The 19,131-nt window shown below is 66.8% G+C and carries 16 protein-coding genes; 8 read left to right on the top strand and 8 right to left on the bottom strand.

Going from position 1 to position 19,131, the window contains the following annotated elements:
- The first annotated feature begins 87 nt into the window (after positions 1-87).
- The 5 genes from ACFWCF_RS04660 to ACFWCF_RS04640 all read left to right on the top strand — a co-directional run bounded on the left by ACFWCF_RS04660 (position 88) and on the right by ACFWCF_RS04640 (position 6,947).
- The gene (locus ACFWCF_RS04660; protein WP_378557789.1) at positions 88-663 is read left to right on the top strand and encodes a DUF3000 domain-containing protein; all 576 of its coding nucleotides are present in this window, start codon (positions 88-90) and stop codon (positions 661-663) included.
- A gap of 10 nt (positions 664-673) precedes the next feature.
- Positions 674-1,936, top strand: coding sequence for an HRDC domain-containing protein (locus ACFWCF_RS04655; RefSeq protein ID WP_378557786.1), 1,263 nt, complete (start codon positions 674-676; stop codon positions 1,934-1,936).
- Between the two features lie 141 nt (positions 1,937-2,077).
- Positions 2,078-3,286: a thiolase family protein gene (locus tag ACFWCF_RS04650; protein WP_378557783.1), complete on the top strand. Its 1,209-nt coding sequence runs from the start codon at positions 2,078-2,080 to the stop codon at positions 3,284-3,286.
- Between the two features lie 2 nt (positions 3,287-3,288).
- Positions 3,289-5,397 (top strand): 3-hydroxyacyl-CoA dehydrogenase NAD-binding domain-containing protein, encoded by a 2,109-nt coding sequence (locus tag ACFWCF_RS04645; protein ID WP_378557780.1) that lies wholly within the window; start codon positions 3,289-3,291, stop codon positions 5,395-5,397.
- Between the two features lie 152 nt (positions 5,398-5,549).
- Positions 5,550-6,947, top strand: coding sequence for a sugar porter family MFS transporter (locus ACFWCF_RS04640; RefSeq protein ID WP_378557777.1), 1,398 nt, complete (start codon positions 5,550-5,552; stop codon positions 6,945-6,947).
- A gap of 3 nt (positions 6,948-6,950) precedes the next feature.
- Here the strand turns inward: ACFWCF_RS04640 and dxs are convergent, their stop codons facing one another.
- The 5 genes from dxs to ACFWCF_RS04615 form a co-directional block, all read right to left on the bottom strand.
- Positions 6,951-8,858 carry a 1-deoxy-D-xylulose-5-phosphate synthase gene (gene dxs / locus ACFWCF_RS04635; protein WP_378557774.1) on the bottom strand — a complete coding sequence of 636 codons (1,908 nt, stop codon included), beginning with the start codon at positions 8,856-8,858 and terminating at the stop codon, positions 6,951-6,953.
- Positions 8,859-9,011: 153 nt separating this feature from the next.
- Positions 9,012-10,631: an MDR family MFS transporter gene (locus ACFWCF_RS04630; protein ID WP_378557771.1), complete on the bottom strand. Its 1,620-nt coding sequence runs from the start codon at positions 10,629-10,631 to the stop codon at positions 9,012-9,014.
- Positions 10,628-11,113: a MarR family winged helix-turn-helix transcriptional regulator gene (locus ACFWCF_RS04625; protein WP_378491157.1), complete on the bottom strand. Its 486-nt coding sequence runs from the start codon at positions 11,111-11,113 to the stop codon at positions 10,628-10,630. Before ACFWCF_RS04625 ends, ACFWCF_RS04630 begins: the two co-directional genes overlap by 4 nt.
- 115 nt (positions 11,114-11,228) lie before the next feature.
- Positions 11,229-12,521 carry a class I SAM-dependent RNA methyltransferase gene (locus ACFWCF_RS04620; RefSeq protein WP_378557769.1) on the bottom strand — a complete coding sequence of 431 codons (1,293 nt, stop codon included), beginning with the start codon at positions 12,519-12,521 and terminating at the stop codon, positions 11,229-11,231.
- Complete coding sequence (locus ACFWCF_RS04615; RefSeq protein WP_378557767.1) at positions 12,518-14,542, bottom strand: APC family permease; 2,025 nt, start codon at positions 14,540-14,542, stop codon at positions 12,518-12,520. Before ACFWCF_RS04615 ends, ACFWCF_RS04620 begins: the two co-directional genes overlap by 4 nt.
- A gap of 121 nt (positions 14,543-14,663) precedes the next feature.
- Between ACFWCF_RS04615 and ACFWCF_RS04610 the strand changes: the two genes are divergently transcribed.
- Positions 14,664-15,332 carry a potassium channel family protein gene (locus tag ACFWCF_RS04610; RefSeq protein WP_378557764.1) on the top strand — a complete coding sequence of 223 codons (669 nt, stop codon included), beginning with the start codon at positions 14,664-14,666 and terminating at the stop codon, positions 15,330-15,332.
- Positions 15,333-15,342: 10 nt separating this feature from the next.
- Positions 15,343-15,996 carry a potassium channel family protein gene (locus ACFWCF_RS04605; RefSeq protein ID WP_378557761.1) on the top strand — a complete coding sequence of 218 codons (654 nt, stop codon included), beginning with the start codon at positions 15,343-15,345 and terminating at the stop codon, positions 15,994-15,996.
- Here the strand turns inward: ACFWCF_RS04605 and ACFWCF_RS04600 are convergent.
- Together ACFWCF_RS04600 and ACFWCF_RS04595 are read right to left on the bottom strand one after the other, a co-directional pair.
- A complete protein-coding gene (locus tag ACFWCF_RS04600) occupies positions 15,993-16,754 on the bottom strand; it encodes a DUF3159 domain-containing protein (protein ID WP_378557758.1) in 762 nt (253 codons plus the stop codon). The genes ACFWCF_RS04605 and ACFWCF_RS04600 overlap by 4 nt on opposite strands.
- A gap of 59 nt (positions 16,755-16,813) precedes the next feature.
- Positions 16,814-17,191, bottom strand: a complete 378-nt coding sequence (locus tag ACFWCF_RS04595; RefSeq protein ID WP_378491151.1) for a DNA-binding protein — start codon at positions 17,189-17,191, stop codon at positions 16,814-16,816.
- 133 nt (positions 17,192-17,324) lie between these two features.
- Between ACFWCF_RS04595 and ACFWCF_RS04590 the strand changes: the two genes are divergently transcribed.
- Complete coding sequence (locus tag ACFWCF_RS04590; RefSeq protein WP_378557755.1) at positions 17,325-18,071, top strand: alpha/beta hydrolase; 747 nt, start codon at positions 17,325-17,327, stop codon at positions 18,069-18,071.
- 33 nt (positions 18,072-18,104) lie between these two features.
- On the opposite strand, the gene ACFWCF_RS04585 is transcribed toward ACFWCF_RS04590, so the two are convergent.
- Positions 18,105-18,938, bottom strand: coding sequence for a DUF3710 domain-containing protein (locus ACFWCF_RS04585; RefSeq protein ID WP_378557752.1), 834 nt, complete (start codon positions 18,936-18,938; stop codon positions 18,105-18,107).
- Between the last annotated feature and the right edge of the window lie 193 nt (positions 18,939-19,131).

The following is a 19,131-nucleotide window of genomic DNA, read 5'->3' as shown; positions in this document are numbered from 1 at the left end:
GCTGCCCATGCTGCCACGCGTGTCCGGTCCGCTGGAATCGGCGCGCCTCCCGCGTGTGCTCGGTCACCGGCACTAACGTCCGCTGGCGTGACCACCTCGCCTGCCGAGCCGGCCCGCTTTCGCGCCACTGTCGACGCGATGAAAGCGGCTACCGTGCGACCGGAGATCGAGGTCGAACCGATCCGGCCGCCGCAGCGGCTCGCCCCTTTCAGCTATGCGCTCGGCGCCGAAGTTCTCCATCCCGATGAGACCGATGTTCCGGAGGACTCGGAGGGCGACGCGTTCGGACGGCTGATCCTGTTGTACGACCCCGATGGCGACGAGGCCTGGCACGGAACCACCCGGCTGGTCTCGTACATCCAGGCCGATGTCGACGCGAGCCTGGCAGCCGACCCGTTGCTTCCCGAGGTGGCATGGAGCTGGCTCGTCGATGCGCTCGAAGCCCACCACGAACCTCTCACAGCGCTCGGAGGCACGGTCACCTCGACGAGTTCGGTGCGTTTCGGTGACATCGCAGGGCCGGCACACGCACATCAGTTGGAATTGCGTGCGTCGTGGACGCCGACCTCCGAGGTGCTCGGACCCCACGTCGAGGCCTTCTGCGAAGTCCTTGCGTACGCAGCGGGACTGCCACCGACCGGAGTCTCTCGCCTGCAGCGATAGAGTCACGGCCATGTCGGCAGGAAACGATCACGACCCGATCCCTTCGGACGACGAGCCCGCTGCGGCCACTGTGCCGTTGCTGGCACCGCGAGAGGGTGTCCCCGACGTCGTCACGACGGCGGCGGACGTCGACGAGGCCGCGGCGCTGCTGGCGCGTGGCCACGGTCCGCTCGCGGTCGACGCCGAGCGCGCATCGGGCTATCGGTATTCCGCCCGCGCGTATCTCGTCCAGCTCCGCCGTAGCGGTGCGGGGACCGTCCTGATCGATCCGATCCCGATCGCAGGAGGGCTCGGATCTCTCGCATCGGTGATCAACGAACTCGAGTGGGTCCTGCATTCGGCCGATCAGGATCTGCCCGGCCTGGAGGAACTCGGGCTGCGTCCGGCGATGCTCTACGACACCGAACTCGCGGGGCGGCTCGCGGGATTCCCGCGGGTCGGGCTCGCCGCGATCGTCGCGCAGACACTCGGTTTCGAACTGAAGAAGGGTCACGGCGCTGCCGACTGGTCGAAACGCCCGCTGCCCGATTCGTGGCTCAACTACGCCGCGCTCGACGTCGAGATCCTCGTCGAACTCCGCGACGAGATGGCCGCCGAGTTGGACCGGCAGGGCAAATCGGAGTGGGCTGCACAGGAGTTCGAGCATATTCGGCTCGCGGGTCCGCCGAAACCGAAGCCCGAGCGCTGGCGTCGCACCTCGGGGGTCCATGCGATCAAGAACGCCCGCAAGCTGGCGATCGTTCGGGAGCTGTGGATGGCCCGCGACGAGATCGCCACTCGACGCGATATCGCACCGGGACGGATCCTGCCGGATTCTGCAATTGTGTCGGCGGCACAGTCCGTTCCGAGCACCATCGACGGTCTGCGCGAGCTACCCGTCTTCGGCGGCCCGCGCCAGCGGCGGTCCTCGCGGGCGTGGCTCTCCGCGATCGAGCGTGCCCGAGCTCTGCCCGATTCCGAACTTCCGCCGCTGACACCACCGTTCGACGGGCCGCCTCCTGCGGGACGCTGGGCACGCCACCATCCCGAGGCCGCCGCTCGCCTGACGGCCGCCCGTACGGAGCTCTCCGCGTTGAGCGAGGAGGTCTCGGTGCCCGTAGAAAATCTCGTGAGCCCCGAACTCGTGCGACGCCTGTGCTGGGACTGGGAGCTCCCCCCGACCGCCGACGCGGCCGCCTACATAGACGCCCGGTTCGCGGCGGGGGGCGCGCGTCCGTGGCAGCGAGATCTGACCGTCCCACGGCTTTCGAAGGCACTCACAGACGAGAAGTAGAGGCATCCGCGCCACGCAAGTTACTCACCGGTAATGACGATGTAGGGTAATGACGAGACCGGTCACCGCTCGGTGCCCGGTCCGCCTCGCCTCGCCGCGGAACGTGTCGGCGAGGACACCGCTCCACCGGGAGGAAAACGCGTGGCTTCCACCACCTCGAACCAACGCAACGTCGTCTTCGTCGACGGCATACGTACCCCGTTCGGCAAGGCGGGCCCGAAGGGCATCTACGCCGACACCCGCGCCGACGATCTCGTCGTCAAGGCCATCCGGGAACTGATGCGCCGCAACCCCCAGCTCGATCCCGCCCGCATCGACGAGGTCGCTGTCGCGGCCACCACCCAGACCGGCGACCAGGGGCTGACGATCGGTCGCACCTCCGCGATCCTCGCCGGGCTTCCCGAAACCGTGCCGGGGTTCGCGATCGACCGCATGTGCGCCGGCGCGATGACCGCTGTGACCACCACTGCGTCGGGGATCGGCTTCGGCCAGTACGACGTCGTGATCGCCGGCGGTGTCGAGCACATGGGCCGCCACCCGATGGGTGAGGGCGCCGACCCCAACCCACGATTCCTCGCCGACAAGCTCGTCGACCCGAGTGCGCTCGTCATGGGTAATACCGCCGAGAACCTGCACGACCGGTTCCCCAGCATCACCAAGGCCCGCACCGACGCCTACGCAGTGAACAGCCAGAACAAGTTCGATGCCGCCAAGAAGGCCGGCTGGATCGCCGACACCCTCGTGCCCGTCGCGACCCGCTCGAGCTCAGGCTGGGGACTGGCCACCGAGGACGAGCCGCCCCGCCCCGGAACGACGATCGAGGATCTCGCGAAGCTCAAGACCCCGTTCCGTCCCGCAGGCCGGATCACGGCAGGTAACGCGGCCGGCCTCAACGACGGAGCGACCGCCGCGATCCTCGCGGGCGAAGACACCGCGCGTGAGCTCGGCCTTCCCATCGGCATGCGCATGGTCGGCTTCGCATTCCAGGGTGTCGACCCGGCCGTCATGGGTATCGGTCCCGTTCCGGCGACCGAGAAGGTCCTTGCCCGCACCGGTCTGAGCATCGACGACATCGGCCTGTTCGAGATCAACGAGGCGTTCGCCGTGCAGGTGCTCGCGTTCCTCGAGCACTTCGGCATCGCCGACGACGACCCGCGCGTCAACCAGTGGGGCGGCGCCATCGCGTGCGGCCACCCCCTTGCGTCGTCGGGTGTACGCCTGATGACCCAACTCTCCCACCAGTTCGCGCAGCACCCCGAGGTGCGCTACGGACTGACCACCATGTGCATCGGTCTCGGCATGGGCGGCACCGTGATCTGGGAGAACCCGAACTTCGAGGGAGACAAGTAGACATGACCGATCTTTCGTCCCTGTTCGCCGACGAGGTCGTGACGAACGCCTACACCACACTCGTGTCCGTTCCCGGACTCGAGGGGCAGATCGCCCTGGTCACCCTCGACAACGGGTTCGATCACACCAAGCCGAATTCGTTCGGTCCCGCCGGTCTGGCCGCGTTCGGCGCTGCCCTCGACGAGGCGTTCGCCGCGAATCCGGTGGCTGTCGCCGTCACCGGCAAGCCGTTCATCTTCGCTGCCGGCGCCGACCTCAAAGGTGTCCCCGCGGTCACCGAGCACGCGCAGGGCGTCGAGCTCGGCAAGCTCGGCCACGACGTGTTCCGGAAGTTGCGCGAGTCGTCGGTCCCGACGTTCGCGTTCGTGAACGGTCTGGCCCTCGGTGGCGGACTCGAAGTGGGTCTGCACGCGCACTACCGCACCGTCGCGGACAATGTTCCGGCCCTGGGCCTGCCCGAGACGATGCTCGGCCTCGTCCCCGGGTGGGGTGGCACGCAGTTGCTGCCGAACATCGTCGGCCCGGAGCACGCGGTCACGCTCATCCTCGAGAACCCGCTCAACAACGGACGCACCGTCCGCGCAGCCCAGGCGAAGAAGCTCGGTTACGCCGACGAGGTCTTCGGCTCGGCCGACTTCCTCGAGCAATCGCTCGCCTGGGCCGTGAAGGTCATCAACGGTGAGATCACACCCGCACGCCCCGAAATCGATCGTGGCGCCGGCTGGGATGCCGCGATCGCCCGGGCCAAGGCCCTGGTCGACGGCAAGACCCGCGGCCTCGCCCCCGCCGCACTCCGCGCGATCGAACTGCTCGAACTCGCCCGTGGCACCGACATCTCCGACTCCGCGTCGCTCGACAAGGGATTCGCCGCCGAGGACGAAGCACTCGCCGATCTGTTGCTGACCGACGAACTGCGCGCGGGCCTGTACTCGTTCGATCTCGTCAACAAGCGTGCGAAGCGTCCGGCCGGGGCTCCCGACAAGTCGCTCGCCCGGAAGATCACCGGTGTGGGCATCGTCGGCGCCGGCCTGATGGCAAGCCAGCTCGCGCTGCTGTTCGTGCGTCAGCTCAAGGTGCCGGTGATCCTCACCGACATCGACCAGGAGCGCATCGACAAGGGTGTGGGCTACGTGCACGCCGAGATCGACAAGCTGCAGGGCAAGGGCCGCCTCTCCCCCGACGCCGCGAACCGCCTGAAGGCGCTCGTGTCCGGTTCTCTCGACAAGGCCGCGTTCGCGAAGACCGACTTCGTCATCGAGGCCGTGTTCGAGAACATGGACGTCAAGAAGAACGTGTTCGCCGAACTCGAGCAGCACATCTCACCCGAGACGATCCTCGCGACCAACACGTCGTCGCTGTCCATCACCGAGATGGCCGCGGATCTGCAGCACCCCGAGCGGGTCGTCGGGTTCCACTTCTTCAACCCGGTCGCGGTCCTCCCTCTCCTCGAAGTGATCAAGGGCGAGCAGACCGACGACGCAACCCTCGCCACGGCATTCGCCACCGCGAAGTCGCTGAAGAAGTCGGCTGTGCTGTGCGGCGACAAGCCCGGTTTCGTGTTCAACCGCCTCGTCACCCGCACCCTCGGTGAGGTCATGACCGCGGTGGACGAGGGCACGCCGTTCGAGGTGGCGGACAATGCCGTCGGCGCGCTCGGTATGCCGATGTCACCGTTCACGCTGCTCGCGCTCGTCGGGCCGGCCGTCGCGCTGCACACCGGCGAGACGCTCCACGCCGCGTACCCGGATCGCTTCGTCTCCTCCCCCGGCCTCGAGGCACTCGTCGCAGCGAAGAAGCCCGGTGTGTGGTCCTACGAGGGAGGCGCGCAGGTCGTCGATCCCGAGGTCGCTGCACTGTGGCCGCAGGGCGAGAACCCCTCGACCGCCGACGAGGTCCTCGATCGGACCCGGCGTGCGTTCGCCGAGGAAATCCGCATCATGCTCGACGAGGGCGTGGTCGCGGCCCCCGAGGACATCGATCTGTGCCTGATCCTCGGCGGTGGTTTCGCGTTCTGGAACGGAGGAATCACCCCGTACCTCGATCGCACCGGTGTCTCCGAGGCGGTCAACGGACAGCGTTTCCTGGCGCCGGGAGTTGCCGGCGTCTCCTGACGTTTCCGATCCGTGAGAACGAGGGGCGTGTCACCTGTCGGTGACACGCCCCTCGTTCTTCGATCCCCCTCGGCGCGGGCCCCGACGGCGTAGCGTGAATTCGGTTTGTCGCTAGCGCTTTCGAAGCCGGTACCCACGGAGAGCAGGTGCACATGACGCAGCCCTCGAACGGACACGTCGCCAAGGTCATCGCCGTGACCATTGCCGCCGCGGTCGGTGGATTCCTCTTCGGTTTCGACAGCTCGGTCATCAATGGAGCCGTCGATTCCATCCAGGGGCATTTCGAGCTCGGACCGTTCTTCACGGGATTCGTTGTCGCCATCGCCCTGCTCGGATGCGCCGTCGGTGCCTGGTTCGCCGGCCAGCTCGCCGACCGTTGGGGTCGCAAGAAGGTCATGCTGCTCGGCTCTGCGCTGTTCATCATCTCGTCGATCGGTTCGGGCCTCGCGTTCAGCGTCCCGGACCTGATGTTGTGGCGCGTGCTCGGTGGTCTCGGCATCGGTATCGCCTCCGTCATCGCGCCGACCTACATCTCGGAAATCGCACCGGCGCGTTACCGCGGCAGCCTGGCGTCGCTGCAACAGCTCGCCATCACGCTGGGTATCTTCACCGCTCTGCTGTCCGACGCGATCCTGCAGAACGCCGCAGGCGGCGCCTCGAACGAACTGTGGTGGACCCTGGAGGCGTGGCGGTGGATGTTCCTCGTGGGCGTGGTCCCCGCCATCGTGTACGGCGTACTGGCTCTGATGATCCCGGAGTCCCCGCGCTTCCTGGTGGGTAAGGACCTCGACGAGGAGGCCGCCCGGATTCTCGCCGAGGTCACCGGCGACCTTCATCCGGACGAACGTGTGGCCGAGATCCGGCTGACGCTGCGCCGCGAGACAGCGCGGTCGTGGGACGACATCCGTGGCCCGACATTCGGGCTGCAACCGCTGGTGTGGGTCGGCATCACGATGGCTGTATTCCAGCAGTTCGTCGGCATCAACGCGATCTTCTACTATTCGACGACCCTGTGGAAGTCGGTGGGGTTCAGCGAGAACCAGTCGTTCACGACATCCGTGATCACCGCCGTCATCAATGTCGTCATGACGTTCGTCGCGATCCTGTTCGTCGACAAGATCGGCCGACGCCCCCTGCTGATGGGGGGGTCGATCGGCATGTTCGTCAGCCTTCTGCTCGCCGCCGTCGCATTCTCACAGGCGACCGGGAGCGGAGAGGACCTACAGCTACCCGCCCCGTGGGGCGCGGTCGCACTCATCGGAGCCAACACGTTTGTGGTCTTCTTCGCCGCCACGTGGGGCCCGATCATGTGGGTGATGCTCGGGGAGATGTTCCCGAACCGGATGCGAGCGCTGGCACTCGGTCTGAGTACCGCCGCCAACTGGGTCGCCAACTTCGCCGTCACCCTGGCGTTCCCACCGCTGACCGAGTCGGTCGGGTTGTGGTTCCTCTACGGGTTGTTCGCGTTCTTCGCCCTGCTGTCCTTCTTCTTCGTCAAGTCGAAGATCCCGGAGACCAAGGGGATGGAACTCGAGGATATGCGCACGTGAAAGTCAGCGTTGCGCGATCGTCTCCGAAGTATCGTCGAGGCCCACGACCCAGCCGGTGACCTGACGCGCGACATCCTGCGCGGTCAGCCCGAGCTCCTGATGGATCTCGCCACGCGAGGCGTGGTCGAGGAACTCCTGGGGTACTGCGATGTCGCGCGTCGGCACGTCGATGTCGTTGCTGCGCAATGCCGACGACACCGCAGAGCCCACGCCCCCGTGCACCCCGCCGTCCTCGACGGTGACGACGATGCGGAAGCCGGCTGCCAGATCGGTCACCGCGGCGGGAACCGGGAGCACCCACCGTGGATCGACGACCGCGGCGGTGATGCCCTGCTTGGCGAGGCGGTCGGCCGCGTCGAGTGCCAAGGATGCGAATGCTCCCACCGCGACGAACAGGACATCCCCTGTCCGAGCCTCGGGCATCCGCAGCACATCGACCGTGCCGTCGAGTCGTTCGATCGCCGGGATATCGTCGCCGACGGCGCCCTTCGGGAACCGTAGGACGGTCGGGCCGTCGTCGATGTCGAGGGCTTCGGCGAGTTCCTCGCGGAGGGTGGCTCCGTCGCGCGGCGCTGCCACGCGAATCCCGGGGACGATGCCGAGAAGAGACATGTCCCACATGCCGTTGTGGCTCGCCCCGTCCGTGCCCGTGATCCCGGCTCGATCGAGAACCAACGTCACAGGCTGTTTCAACAGGGCCACATCCATGAGGAGCTGGTCGAACGCCCGGTTGAGGAACGTGGAATACAGCGCGACGACGGGGTGCATACCGCCGAGGGCCAGACCCGCTGCGGAGGTCACCGCGTGCTGCTCGGCGATCCCCACGTCGAAGGTCCGGTCGGGGAATCGATCACCGAACTTCGCAAGCCCTGTCGGTCCGGCCATCGCGGCGGTGATCGCGACGATGTCGTCGCGAGTCTCGGCGCGGGCGATGAGTTCGTCCGAGAACACCGACGTCCAGTCCGGTTTCGACGACGACGTTGCGCGTCCCGTGCGCGGGTCCATCACACCGGTGGCGTGCATCTGATCGGCCTTGTGGTTCTCGGCCGGCGCATACCCTGCACCCTTCCTGGTGACCGCGTGCACGATCACCGGTCCGCCGTATGCCTTCGCGTGGCGCAGGGCAGCCTCGAGCGCGGGCTCGTCGTGGCCGTCGACCGGTCCGAGGTACTTGATCCCGAGATCGGTGAACAACACCTGCGGGCTCACCACATCCTTGATCCCGGACTTCATCCCGTGCAACACGGAGTACGCCACGGCACCGAGCCACGGGATCTTCTTGACCATGCGGCGACCGTTGTCGAGCGCACGCTCGTAGCCGGGCCGCAGACGCAGCGCCGCCAGGTGCTCGGCGAGGCCACCGATCGTCGGAGCGTACGAGCGTCCGTTGTCGTTGACCACCATGACCAGCGAGCGCGTGCTGCCTGCTGCGATGTTGTTGAGCGCCTCCCAGCACATTCCGCCGGTGAGGGCTCCGTCTCCGACCACCGCGACGACCGTGCGGTCCTGACGGCTGAGCTCGTATGCCTTCGCGAGACCGTCGGCGTAGGACAGCGCGGCAGAGGCGTGCGACGACTCGATCCAGTCGTGCTCGCTCTCGGCCCGGCACGGGTATCCGGACAGGCCACCGCGCTGTCGCAGCGTATCGAAATCGTCTTTGCGGCCGGTGAGAATCTTGTGGACGTAGGCCTGATGGCCGGTGTCGAACAGGATCGGGTCGTGCGGCGAGTCGAACACACGGTGCAACGCGAGCGTCAGCTCGACCACACCGAGGTTGGGGCCGAGGTGTCCCCCGGTTGCCGCCACCTTCTCGACGAGGAAGCCGCGAATCTCACCTGCGAGGTCGGTGACCTCACTCGGCGTGAGGCGACGCACATCGTCGGGCGACTTGATGCGGGACAGGACACCCAACTGATCTAGCTCCCTCCGGATCATGATTCGCGCGACGGTGCGCGAGCAGTTACTGCATTCTACGGAGCGGTTGCACGGTTCGGACCGTCACATCACTCACACCCGCGAGACGTACAGCACGGGCGACGCATGTGCGCCTCGCTCGATGTCTCGCTACACCTCGGCTGCCGGGGCACGACGGTCGGTCGCAGGCTCCTCGTCGACGATGTCGATCGTGGTGCGCAACTCACGGTTGGGGATGAGCACCACTGCCACCAGAGTAACGAGTGCGAACCCGGCGGCTACGAGAAAGAGCGTACCCGTGGCGTCTCCGTAGGCGGTATGCACGACCTCGGCGACGGGCACAGGGAGCGCATCGAGGTCCAGGCCCGCGCTGCTACCGCCCGACGCGGAGGGGTCGATTCCGAGTTTCGTGAATCCATCCGCGGAGAGAGTGGAGACACGGGCCGCCAGGATCGAGCCGAGGATCGACACGCCGATGGCGCCGCCGAACGTGCGAAAGAACGCGACCGAACTGCTCGCTGCACCGATGTTCTTCACACTCACGGTGTTCTGCACAGCGAGGACGAGGTTCTGCATCAGCATGCCGGTGCCGAGACCCACGATTGCGATGTAGATGCCGATGGCGACCAAGGAGGTGGTGTGGTCGAGGGTGCCGAGGAGCGCGAACCCGACGAACTGGAGCACGGCCCCGCCGACGATGAACGGCTTCCAATGGCCGAACCGGGTGATCAACTGTCCCGACACCATCGACGACACCAACGTGCCCGCGACCATCGGGATGGTGAGCAGACCCGCCGCGGTCGGACTGAAGCCCCTGGCCGTCTGGAAGTACTGGGTGAGGAACGTGGTGGCACCGAACAGGCCGACGCCGACGGCGATCGACGCGATGATCGCCAGCGCTGTCGTGCGCTCGGTGATTATCTTCAGCGGGATGATCGGATCCGCAACCTTCGATTCCACGAACACGGTCGCGGCGAGCAGTCCCAGACCGGCGGCGACGTAGAGGGCGGACTCGAGGGAGAACCACTCGTAGTAGCCCTCCTTGCCTGCGAACGACACCCAGATCAGCAGGACGCTCACACCGGCGGTGATCAAGGTCGCACCGAGCCAGTCGATCTTCACGTTCGTCTTGCGCTGCGTCGCGATCTTCAGGGTGCGCTGCAGAAGCACCAACGCGATGACCGCGAGGGGGACACACACGTAGAAGCACCAGCGCCACCCGAGTGGGCTGTCGACGATCACGCCGCCGAGCACCGGACCACCCGACATGGCCACGGCCATGACGGCACCCATGTATCCCGCGTACCGGCCGCGTTCGCGCGGCGGAATGATACTGCCGATGATCGCCACGACCAGCGCGGTCAGACCGCCCATGCCGATACCCTGGATGACGCGTGCGCCGAGGAGGACGTTGACGTCCTGAGCGACGCCGGCCAGTACGGATCCACCGACGAAGATCAGGATCGACAGCTGGACGAGCGTCTTCTTGTTGAACAGGTCGGAGAGCTTCCCCCAGATCGGGGTGGACGCGGCGTTTGCGAGCAATGCTGCGGTGATCACCCATGCGTAGTGCGTCTGGGTGCCCTTCAGGTCCGCGATGATCGTCGGGAGCGCCGTCGCGACGATCGTGCTGCTGAGCAATGCGGTGAACAATGCGGCGAGCAGGCCCGCGAGGATCGCGAGGATTTCGCGGTGGGTCAGGAGCGCCTCGGCGTCCCGATCGGTGCCGGGCGGCGGCGAAGTGCCGTCCGTGACTGCGGTGGTACTCATGAACAGGTCCTTTGTACGTCGATCGTGGTGGCCGCGTCGGTGGCGGCAATGGGGCGCAGGGCTGCGTCGAGTCGGTCGAGGACGTCGAGAGCGTCGGCGACCTGCGCTTCGCTCCAGTCGCCGAGCTGGGCGGCCAGTCGTTCGGTGCGCCGAGCGCGAATGGCGGCCAGCATGTCGAGGCCCGCGGACGAACAGCTCACGAAGTGTGCTCGCTTGTCGTCGGGGTCCGGATGCCGGTCGACGAATCCGCGATCCACGAGTTCACCGATGTGCCTGCTGAGTGACGACTGACCGACGTGCATCTCGGCGGCCAGTTCACTCGGACGACACTGCCCGGTGCGGGCCAGGAGGAAGAGCACTGCGGCGAGGGCATTCGGTAGGAGATCCGGCTCACTACGCGTCAGCGCGGCGCGTAGCGTTCGGCCGAACAGGAAGATTGCGTCGGCCAGGGCGTGCACCGTGTCGGCTCGAACAGCAGTCACGCGAACCTCCGAAATACACGAGTCAATTGCTTGCAGCATGCAACTATACAGTTAGTTGCATGCTGCAAGCAATTACTTCGCGAATCGGACAGCCCTGTTACGGAGGAGGCGAGCGTCAGCGGGTGAACAGCGCGAGGCACTCCACGTGGTGCGTCGACGGGAATGCGGCGAAAGCCCGCAGATCCGCGAGCTCGAAGCCTTGGGCACGATAGAGGCCCACGTCGCGCCCGAACGACGCCGGATCGCATCCGACGTGGATCACGCGCCGGGGCGCCGCGTCGGCTATCGCCGCGACAACGTCCTTACCTGCGCCTGCGCGCGGCGGATCGAGAATCACCACGTCGGGTTCCGCGAGCTCACCGATGACGCGCTCGACCCGCCCGTGCCGGAACGACACTTGCGACAGGTCCGCAAGCGCAGCCGCACCATCGTCCACTGCCTGCCGGGACGACTCCACCGACTCGATCCGCCCAGACGCGCCGACCTGACCGGCCACTGCCGCGGCGAACACGCCGACTCCACCGTAGAGGTCCCACACGGTGCCACCGGCTGCGGCGTCGGCCCATTCGCTCACCACGGTCGAGTACGTCTGCGCGGACCCGCGGTGGGCCTGCCAGAACCCGGTGGCCGCCACCCGCCATTCCCGCGACCCGACCCGCTCCACCGGCCTACCGGATCCCTCGACCACCTTCTCCGCGCGCGGTGCATTCACCGCAGCGCGCCTCGCCGACGCCCCGCGCCTGCCCGGGCTGCGCCGACCGGTACGCGACACCACCGGCGGTGCGATCTCCACCACGTGTCGCTGCCCGTCCGCGTCCAGGACGACCTGCAGGTCGGCACCCGGCTGCCACACGTGTTCGACCAAGTCGGTGTACGCGCGCGGATCGATCTGCGTGCAACCGAGGTCCGGCACCACGTCGTTACTGTGGTAACGCCGATATCCCGGTGTACCCGCAGCGTCGACCGCCAACCGCACCCGGGACCTCCACCGCGTACCGTCGCTCGCACCGCCGGGTACTTCCTCGACGAGAACGTCGCGCTCCACACCACCGAGGCGACGCAGTTGTTCAGCGACCACGGCCGCTGCGATCTCGCGTTGCGCCGTCGGCGTCGCGTGCGACATGTCGCAGCATCCCGCGCCGCCGGGGCCGGAGATGGGGCACACACGATTCACACGATCATCCGACGCTTCCAGGATTTCCACCGCGTCGGCGAAACAGAAAGAGCCGCCGCGGTCCTCGGTGACGACCGCGAACACCCGCTCCCCCGGCAGGCCGTGCCGGACGAACACCACACGTCCCTCGTGGCGGGCGACACAGAAGCCGCCGTGCGCGGGATTGCCGAGCATCACCTCGATCCGTTGCCCGGACCAGTCGGTTCCTGCACGCTGCTGCCCCTGGCGGCTCACTGATCTTCCTCCTGTTTCGCGGGTTCGTGACCCGCTTCGTTCTCCAACCCGCGGCGGATCGCCCCGGGAACAGTGTCGATCCGGTCCTTCGGCACCTTCGCAGACGAGCGAAGCTGCCACGGCACACTCGTGACCATCACTCCCGGCTGGAAGAGCAGACGGCTCTTCAATCTCAAGGCACTCTGGTTGTGGAGAATCTGCTCCCACCAGTGCCCGACCACGTACTCCGGAATGAACACGGTGACGACATCGCGCGGAGAATCCCGCCGTACGCGTCGCACGTAGTCCAGAACCGGCCGGGTGATCTCACGATACGGCGACTCGACGACCTTCAACGGTACCGTGGTGTCGCTGGCATCCCAGTCCCGGACCAGTTGACGCGTACTCGCGTCGTCGACGTTGACCGTGATCGCCTCGAGCGTGTCGGGACGCGTCGCCCGCGCGAATGCCAGCGCCCGACGCGTCGGCATGTGCAGCGTCGACACCAACACGATCGAATGCGTGCGACTCGGCAGCACACCGTCCCATTCGGCTGCTTCGAGCTCGGCGGCCACGCTCTCGTAGTGACGACGGATCGCCTTCATCAGCCCGAACATCGCCAGGATCATCAGTACCGCGATCCACGCCCCACCCGCAATCTTCGTGGCCAGCACGATGACCAACACCACCGTGGTGGCCACGAAGCCGAGGCTGTTGATCGCGCGGGAACGCATCATCCGTCTCCGCTCGGAGATATCGGTTTCGACCGCCAGATGCCGCGTCCAGTGCCGGACCATGCCCGCCTGCCCGAGGCTGAAGGCGACGAAAACACCGACGATGTACAGCTGGATCAGCTGGGTGACCCGGGCATCGAAGACCCACACGAACACGACCGCCACGCCGGACAGGAACAGAATCCCGTTGCTGAATGCCAGCTTGTCACCGCGAGTGTGCAATTGCCGCGGCAGATACCGATTCTGCGCCAGCACCGAGGCCAGTGCGGGAAACCCGCTGAACGCGGTGTTCGCCGCGAGCAACAGGATCAACGCGGTGGCCACGGTGACGAGGAAGAAACCCACGGGAAAACCTGCGAACACCGCGTGCGCGAGTTGCGCGACGAGCGTCTTCTGCTCATATCCGTCCGGCGCACCCCTCAACTGAGTGGTGGGATGCTCTGCCACCACGACACCGATCCGACCCGCGAGGAACACGACCCCGAGGAACAGCGGCACCGCCACCGCACCCAGCAACAGAAGTGTCGTCGCGGCATTGCGCGCTTTCGGCTTGCGGAACGCAGGCACTCCCGTGCTGATCGCCTCCACGCCCGTGAGGGCGGCACAGCCGGACGAGAACGCACGTGCGATGAGGAACACGAATGCGATCGCCGTCAGATCCGTTTGCTCCGCGACGAGTTCGAAATCGGCGGACTCCGCGCGCAGGTCGCGCCCGAGCACGAAGATCTGCACGAAACCCCAGACGATCATGATCGCCATCGCCGCCATGAATGCATAGGTGGGGATCGCGAACGCAGTCCCGGCCTCTCGCATTCCCCGCAGATTCATGGCTGTCAGAACACCGATCGCCAGGATCGCGAACAGCACCTTGTTCTGTGCGACGAAGGGCACCGCCGAGCCGATATTGGCGGCAGCCGACGAAATCGACACCGCGAGAATCAGCACGTAGTCGACGAGCAGCGCACTGCCGACCGTCAGCCCCGCGAGAGGCCCGAGATTCTTCGCCGCGACCTCGTAGTCACCACCACCCGACGGGTAGGCCCGCACATTCTGGCGATAGCTGGCCACCACGATGACGAGCACCACAGCGACCGCGATCCCGACCCACGGGGTGAAGGCGTACGCCGACAAACCCGCAACCGACAAGACGAGGAAGATTTCCTCCGGCGCGTACGCGATGGACGACAGGGCATCGGATGCGAACACGGGTAGGGCGATGCGCTTGGGGAGCAAGGTGTGTCCGAGGGTGTCGCTTCGAAACGGCCGACCCAGCAGAAGCCGCTTCGTGGCGGTGGAAAGCTTGGACACGGGCCCAGCCTAAGCCGTACCCGGTCCGTCACGACCCGGTGTCAGGGTCATTCCACCCGCTGTTGCCGTCGGAGCGGTACGGTTTCCGTTCGGCAGGACGGGCCGACGAACGGAGTGCACGGTGTACGTGGTGGTCATGGGTTGCGGCCGGGTGGGATCGTCTGTGGCCACCGCCCTGACCCGGCTCGGTCACGACGTGGCCGTCATCGACCGGGAGGCGGGGGCATTCCTCCGATTGGGCGACGACTTCCCCGGCCGCACAGTCGTCGGTATGGGATTCGATCGTGACGTCCTGATCGACGCCGGAATCGAGCGTGCCGACGCATTCGCCGCCGTCTCCTCCGGGGACAACTCCAACATCATCTCCGCGCGCACCGCGCGCGAAAAATTCGGAGTGGAACGTGTCGTCGCGCGGATCTACGATGCAAAGCGCGCCGCCGTGTACGAACGGCTCGGGATTCCCACCATCGCCACGGTGCCCTGGACCACCGATCGACTCCTGCACACACTGACCCACGAGAGTGAGAACGCGCGCTGGCGTGACCCGACAGGCTCCGTCGCGGTCTGCGAAGTCAATGTCCACGAGGAGTGGGTAGGCCGGCGTATCACCGATCTCGAGGCTGCCACCGGCGCGCGGGTCGCATTCCTCATCCGATTCGGTGCGGGCGTCCTCCCCGACCGGAAAACCCTCATCCAGGCCGACGACCAGGTCTACATCGCGGCGGTCTCTGGAGCCGTTGCCGAATCGATTGCGCTGGCCGAGAATCCCCCCGCCGAGAATGACGAGTGAGGACATGCCGATGAAGGTGGTCATCGCAGGTGCAGGCGCGGTCGGACGTTCCATCGCCCGCGAACTACTGCGTAACGAGCACGAGGTGATGCTCGTCGAACGCAAACTCGATCACGTCGACCCCGAGTCCGTGCCCGATGCGAAATGGGTCCACGGCGATGCCTGCGAACTCAGCCTGCTCGAGAGCGCAGGACTCGAACGGTACGACGTCGTGATCGCGGCAACGGGCGACGACAAGGCCAACCTCGTGCTGAGTCTGCTTGCCACCACGGAATTCGGTGTCGCGCGTGTCGTGGCCCGGGTCAACGACCCGCGCAACGAATGGCTGTTCGACGAGTCGTGGGGCGTCGACGTGGCCGTGTCCACACCGAGGATGCTGGCATCCCTCGTCGAAGAAGCAGTCTCGGTGGGCGATCTCGTTCGGCTGATGACACTGCGCAAAGGTGCGAACCTCGTCGAGATCACGTTGCCGGACACGACCGCGCTGGCAGGCAAGCCGGTCCGCAAGCTCGCGCTTCCCCGCGACGTCGCGCTCGTGACGATCCTGCGCGGTGACCGGGTGATCGTGCCACAGGCGGACGATCCGCTCGAGGGCGGTGACGAACTACTGTTCGTCGCCGCAGAGGAAGTCGAAGACGAGCTTCGCGCCCTGATCGAGCGCTAACGCTTGTCGTGCCGCGGGGGCGTGTCGCGTACGGCACCCACGTCCGCTGCAGTGTCCGTGCCGGGCCTGCCCTCAGTGTCCATGCCGGGCCTGCCCTCAGTGTCCATGCCGGGCCTGCCCTCAGTGTCCGTGTCCGACGGGTCTTCGTCCACCGCCGGCTCCACGATCCGGTCGGCCTTCCTGACCGCCCAGAACGTCACGAGCAGCGCCAGCGCCGTCAACGGCCATCCCATACCGATTCGAGCGGCGGCGAGCCACCCGGTCTGATCCTCGTCATAGAGGTGGTTCTGCACGAGATAGCGCGCAATGAACACCAGCGCCCACGCTGCAGTCGCGATGTCGTAGACACGCACAGCGTCGCGATGGGCACGCCAGCGCGCGGCCTGACCGTTGAGCATCCCCCAGATCACGCCGACAAGAGGTCGTCGCACCAGCACCGACAGCACGAATGCGCCACCGTAGATCAGGCTCGCGTAGATGCCGAACAGGAAATATCCCTTGGCGTCGCCCGTTCGGTGCGCGATGAACGCACATAGGGCCACGCCCATGAACCCGGAGATGGCGGGCTGGATGGGTGTCCGTCGGATCAGTCGCCACACCAGGACACCGCACGCGACCGCAATCGCAGACCAGATCGCGGCAGTCAGACCCCACACGCTGTTGATCGGAACGAACACCAGCACGGGCAGTGTCGAATACACCAACCCGCTGAGTCCACCGAGTTGTTCGAGAAGGGTCTGCCGGCTGGTATCGCTCACGTCTACGAGGGTGCCACACTTGGGCGCCCGGCCTTTCCGCCGAGCAACGTGGACGTCGTTCAGGCCGGCTCTCTGAGCTCGTAGTACGGGTTGTAGATGACCTTGCGGCCGCCTCGCTCGCCGACCCGGCCGCGAACCTGCAGAGTCTTACCCGGTTCGATACCGGGGATACGCCGACGCCCGATCCACACGAGCAGGATCGAATCGGTACCGTCGAAGAACTCCGCCTCGACCGAGGCTGAAGCAGCCTTCGAAGCGGATTCCACGCTTCTCAGTCGCCCGAACATCGTCACTTCCTGCCCCCGGGTACAGGACACGACGGGTAGCGCTCCCGTCGCGTGTGATGATTCGGCCATCTCCTCCGCATCGAGTTCTTCGAGATCCTCGGTGAGGCGACGAGTGAGCCGGCGGATGTATCCGGCTGCGGCGGATGCCATAGTGCGCTCCTGAAACGGGCGGCACGGGTCTCGCGCCGCGACACTTCCTTCGTCCGCCACTGTAGACCGATCCGCTGGGCAGACAACCACACCGGGTCGACCTCCATCGAATGGATTCGGCAGGATCTCATCCATGTCGCGAGATTCTGCAGCCTCCCCGTACGACACCGCCATCACCGCAGTGGTCCTACCGGGGACGGGGTCCGATGCCCGGTTCGCCCACCAAGCCTTCGCCGACCCACTACAGCGGCGCGAGATTGCCACCGCTGCGGTCGAACCGGATCCTCGCGGTGTGGTCGCGAGCTACTGGGCGGCAATGGACCGCGCAGCCCTCGACGGCCCCGTCCTCGTCGGTGGTGTCTCCATCGGAGCAGCCGTTGCGCTGCACTGGGCTGCACTGCACCCGGAGCTCGCGGTCGGTGTGCTCGCAGCTCTCCCCGCCTGGACCGGGACGCCCGACAACTCCCCCGCCGCTGCCAGCGCCCGGTGGACGGCATCGCAGCTCCGTGCTCACGGCCTCGAGTCCGTCACCGCCGCCATGGTCGAGTCGAGCCCCGCGTGGCTTGGCGCCACACTGTCACGTTCGTGGCGCGCCCAGTGGCCGGACCTCCCCGATGCGCTCGACGAGGCCGCGGGTTACCGGGCACTCGACGTCGACGGACTGCGCTCGGTGACAGTGCCCGTCGGTATCGCCGCCGCGGTCGACGATGCGGTACATCCACTCGCTGTGGGGCGCACATGGGCTACCGAGCTTCCGTTCGCGGCCCTGGCGACCGTCACCTTGGACGACGTCGGCACCGATCCGGCAGTACTGGGCGAGCGTTGCCTCGGGGCACTCGACGAGGCATTTCTGGTGAAGAAGGCCACCGCGCCGGCATGAGTGGCGCACCGCGCCGGTATGACAACTGTGGTGTCAGAAACCCAGTTGCTGCATGGCCGAACCCGACCCGCCCGTGCGGGGACGCGGCTGCGGGCGTGCGGGAGGAACCTGCTGTCCCGCCGCCGGTGCTCCCTGCTGCTGCGGCCTGACCTGCCCCTGCTGTTGTCCACCGGCCTGCCGCGCCGCCTGTTGCTGTTGTTGTTGCTGCGCAGCGGCAGCGGCGAGCTGATCGGCGAGCGCCTGGGGAAGGACCACCGGGAGCGGTGTGCGGACCGGGTGGGGTTCCGCACCTCGTCGCACGACGGTGTCGGCGAGCACCGTGTGTGCCGCCGCGATCAGTGGCGAATTCGCCTCAGCGGCTCCTGCCGGACCCGCAGCGACGCAGCGGATCATCCATCGGTAGCCGTCGACGCCGATGAACCGCATGTCGGCGTTCGGCGTGCTCCCGTGCAGCTCTCGGCCCCACGGTCCGGTCTCCATGCTCACGGTCGCATTGTCGTTGCGCAGTGTCTCGGAAAGTTCGGCGGCCACTTCACGCCACTGGCCGGGCGACTTGGGCGCAGCATAGGCGGCGACGGTGATCCGACCGTGCTGTGTCACCAGATGCACGGCCTGCGGGTTTCCGTTGGGAGCCATCTCCACCTGGATCTGGCCCCCCTGAGGAATCGGGACGAGCACCGAGCCGAGGTCCAGTCGTGATGTTCCGACCTCGTCCTCACCGATCTCGTCGATGTCGTACGGGCCACCGTCGGCAAACGCAGCGTCGTCGGAGTGGTCGCCCGCGTAGGAACCCTCGATGCGTTCGAATTCGTCGGTCGTTGCGTCAGTGGTGTGGTCGGTGCGGTTCTTGCGTCGTCGTCCGAACATGTCAGGACCCTTCCTTCACCAGGCCGGCGTGGCCACCGCTCGAGCCGTAACCACCGGCGCCACGAGTAGTGTCGTGGGGGGGGGGGGGGGCCCCCCCCAAGAAGAAGGCCAAACCCCCCCCACCTAGCGGGGGGCGGGGGGGGGCGCCCGGGGGACGGTAAGCGGGCGCGGGGGGGGGGTGGTTGATAAAAAA

It is taken from the genome of Rhodococcus sp. NPDC060090, from assembly GCF_042729855.1.
Lineage (GTDB): Bacteria > Actinomycetota > Actinomycetes > Mycobacteriales > Mycobacteriaceae > Rhodococcus.
The sequence above is the reverse complement of the archived record's forward strand: the minus strand, read 5'-3'. Positions and strand labels throughout refer to the sequence as shown.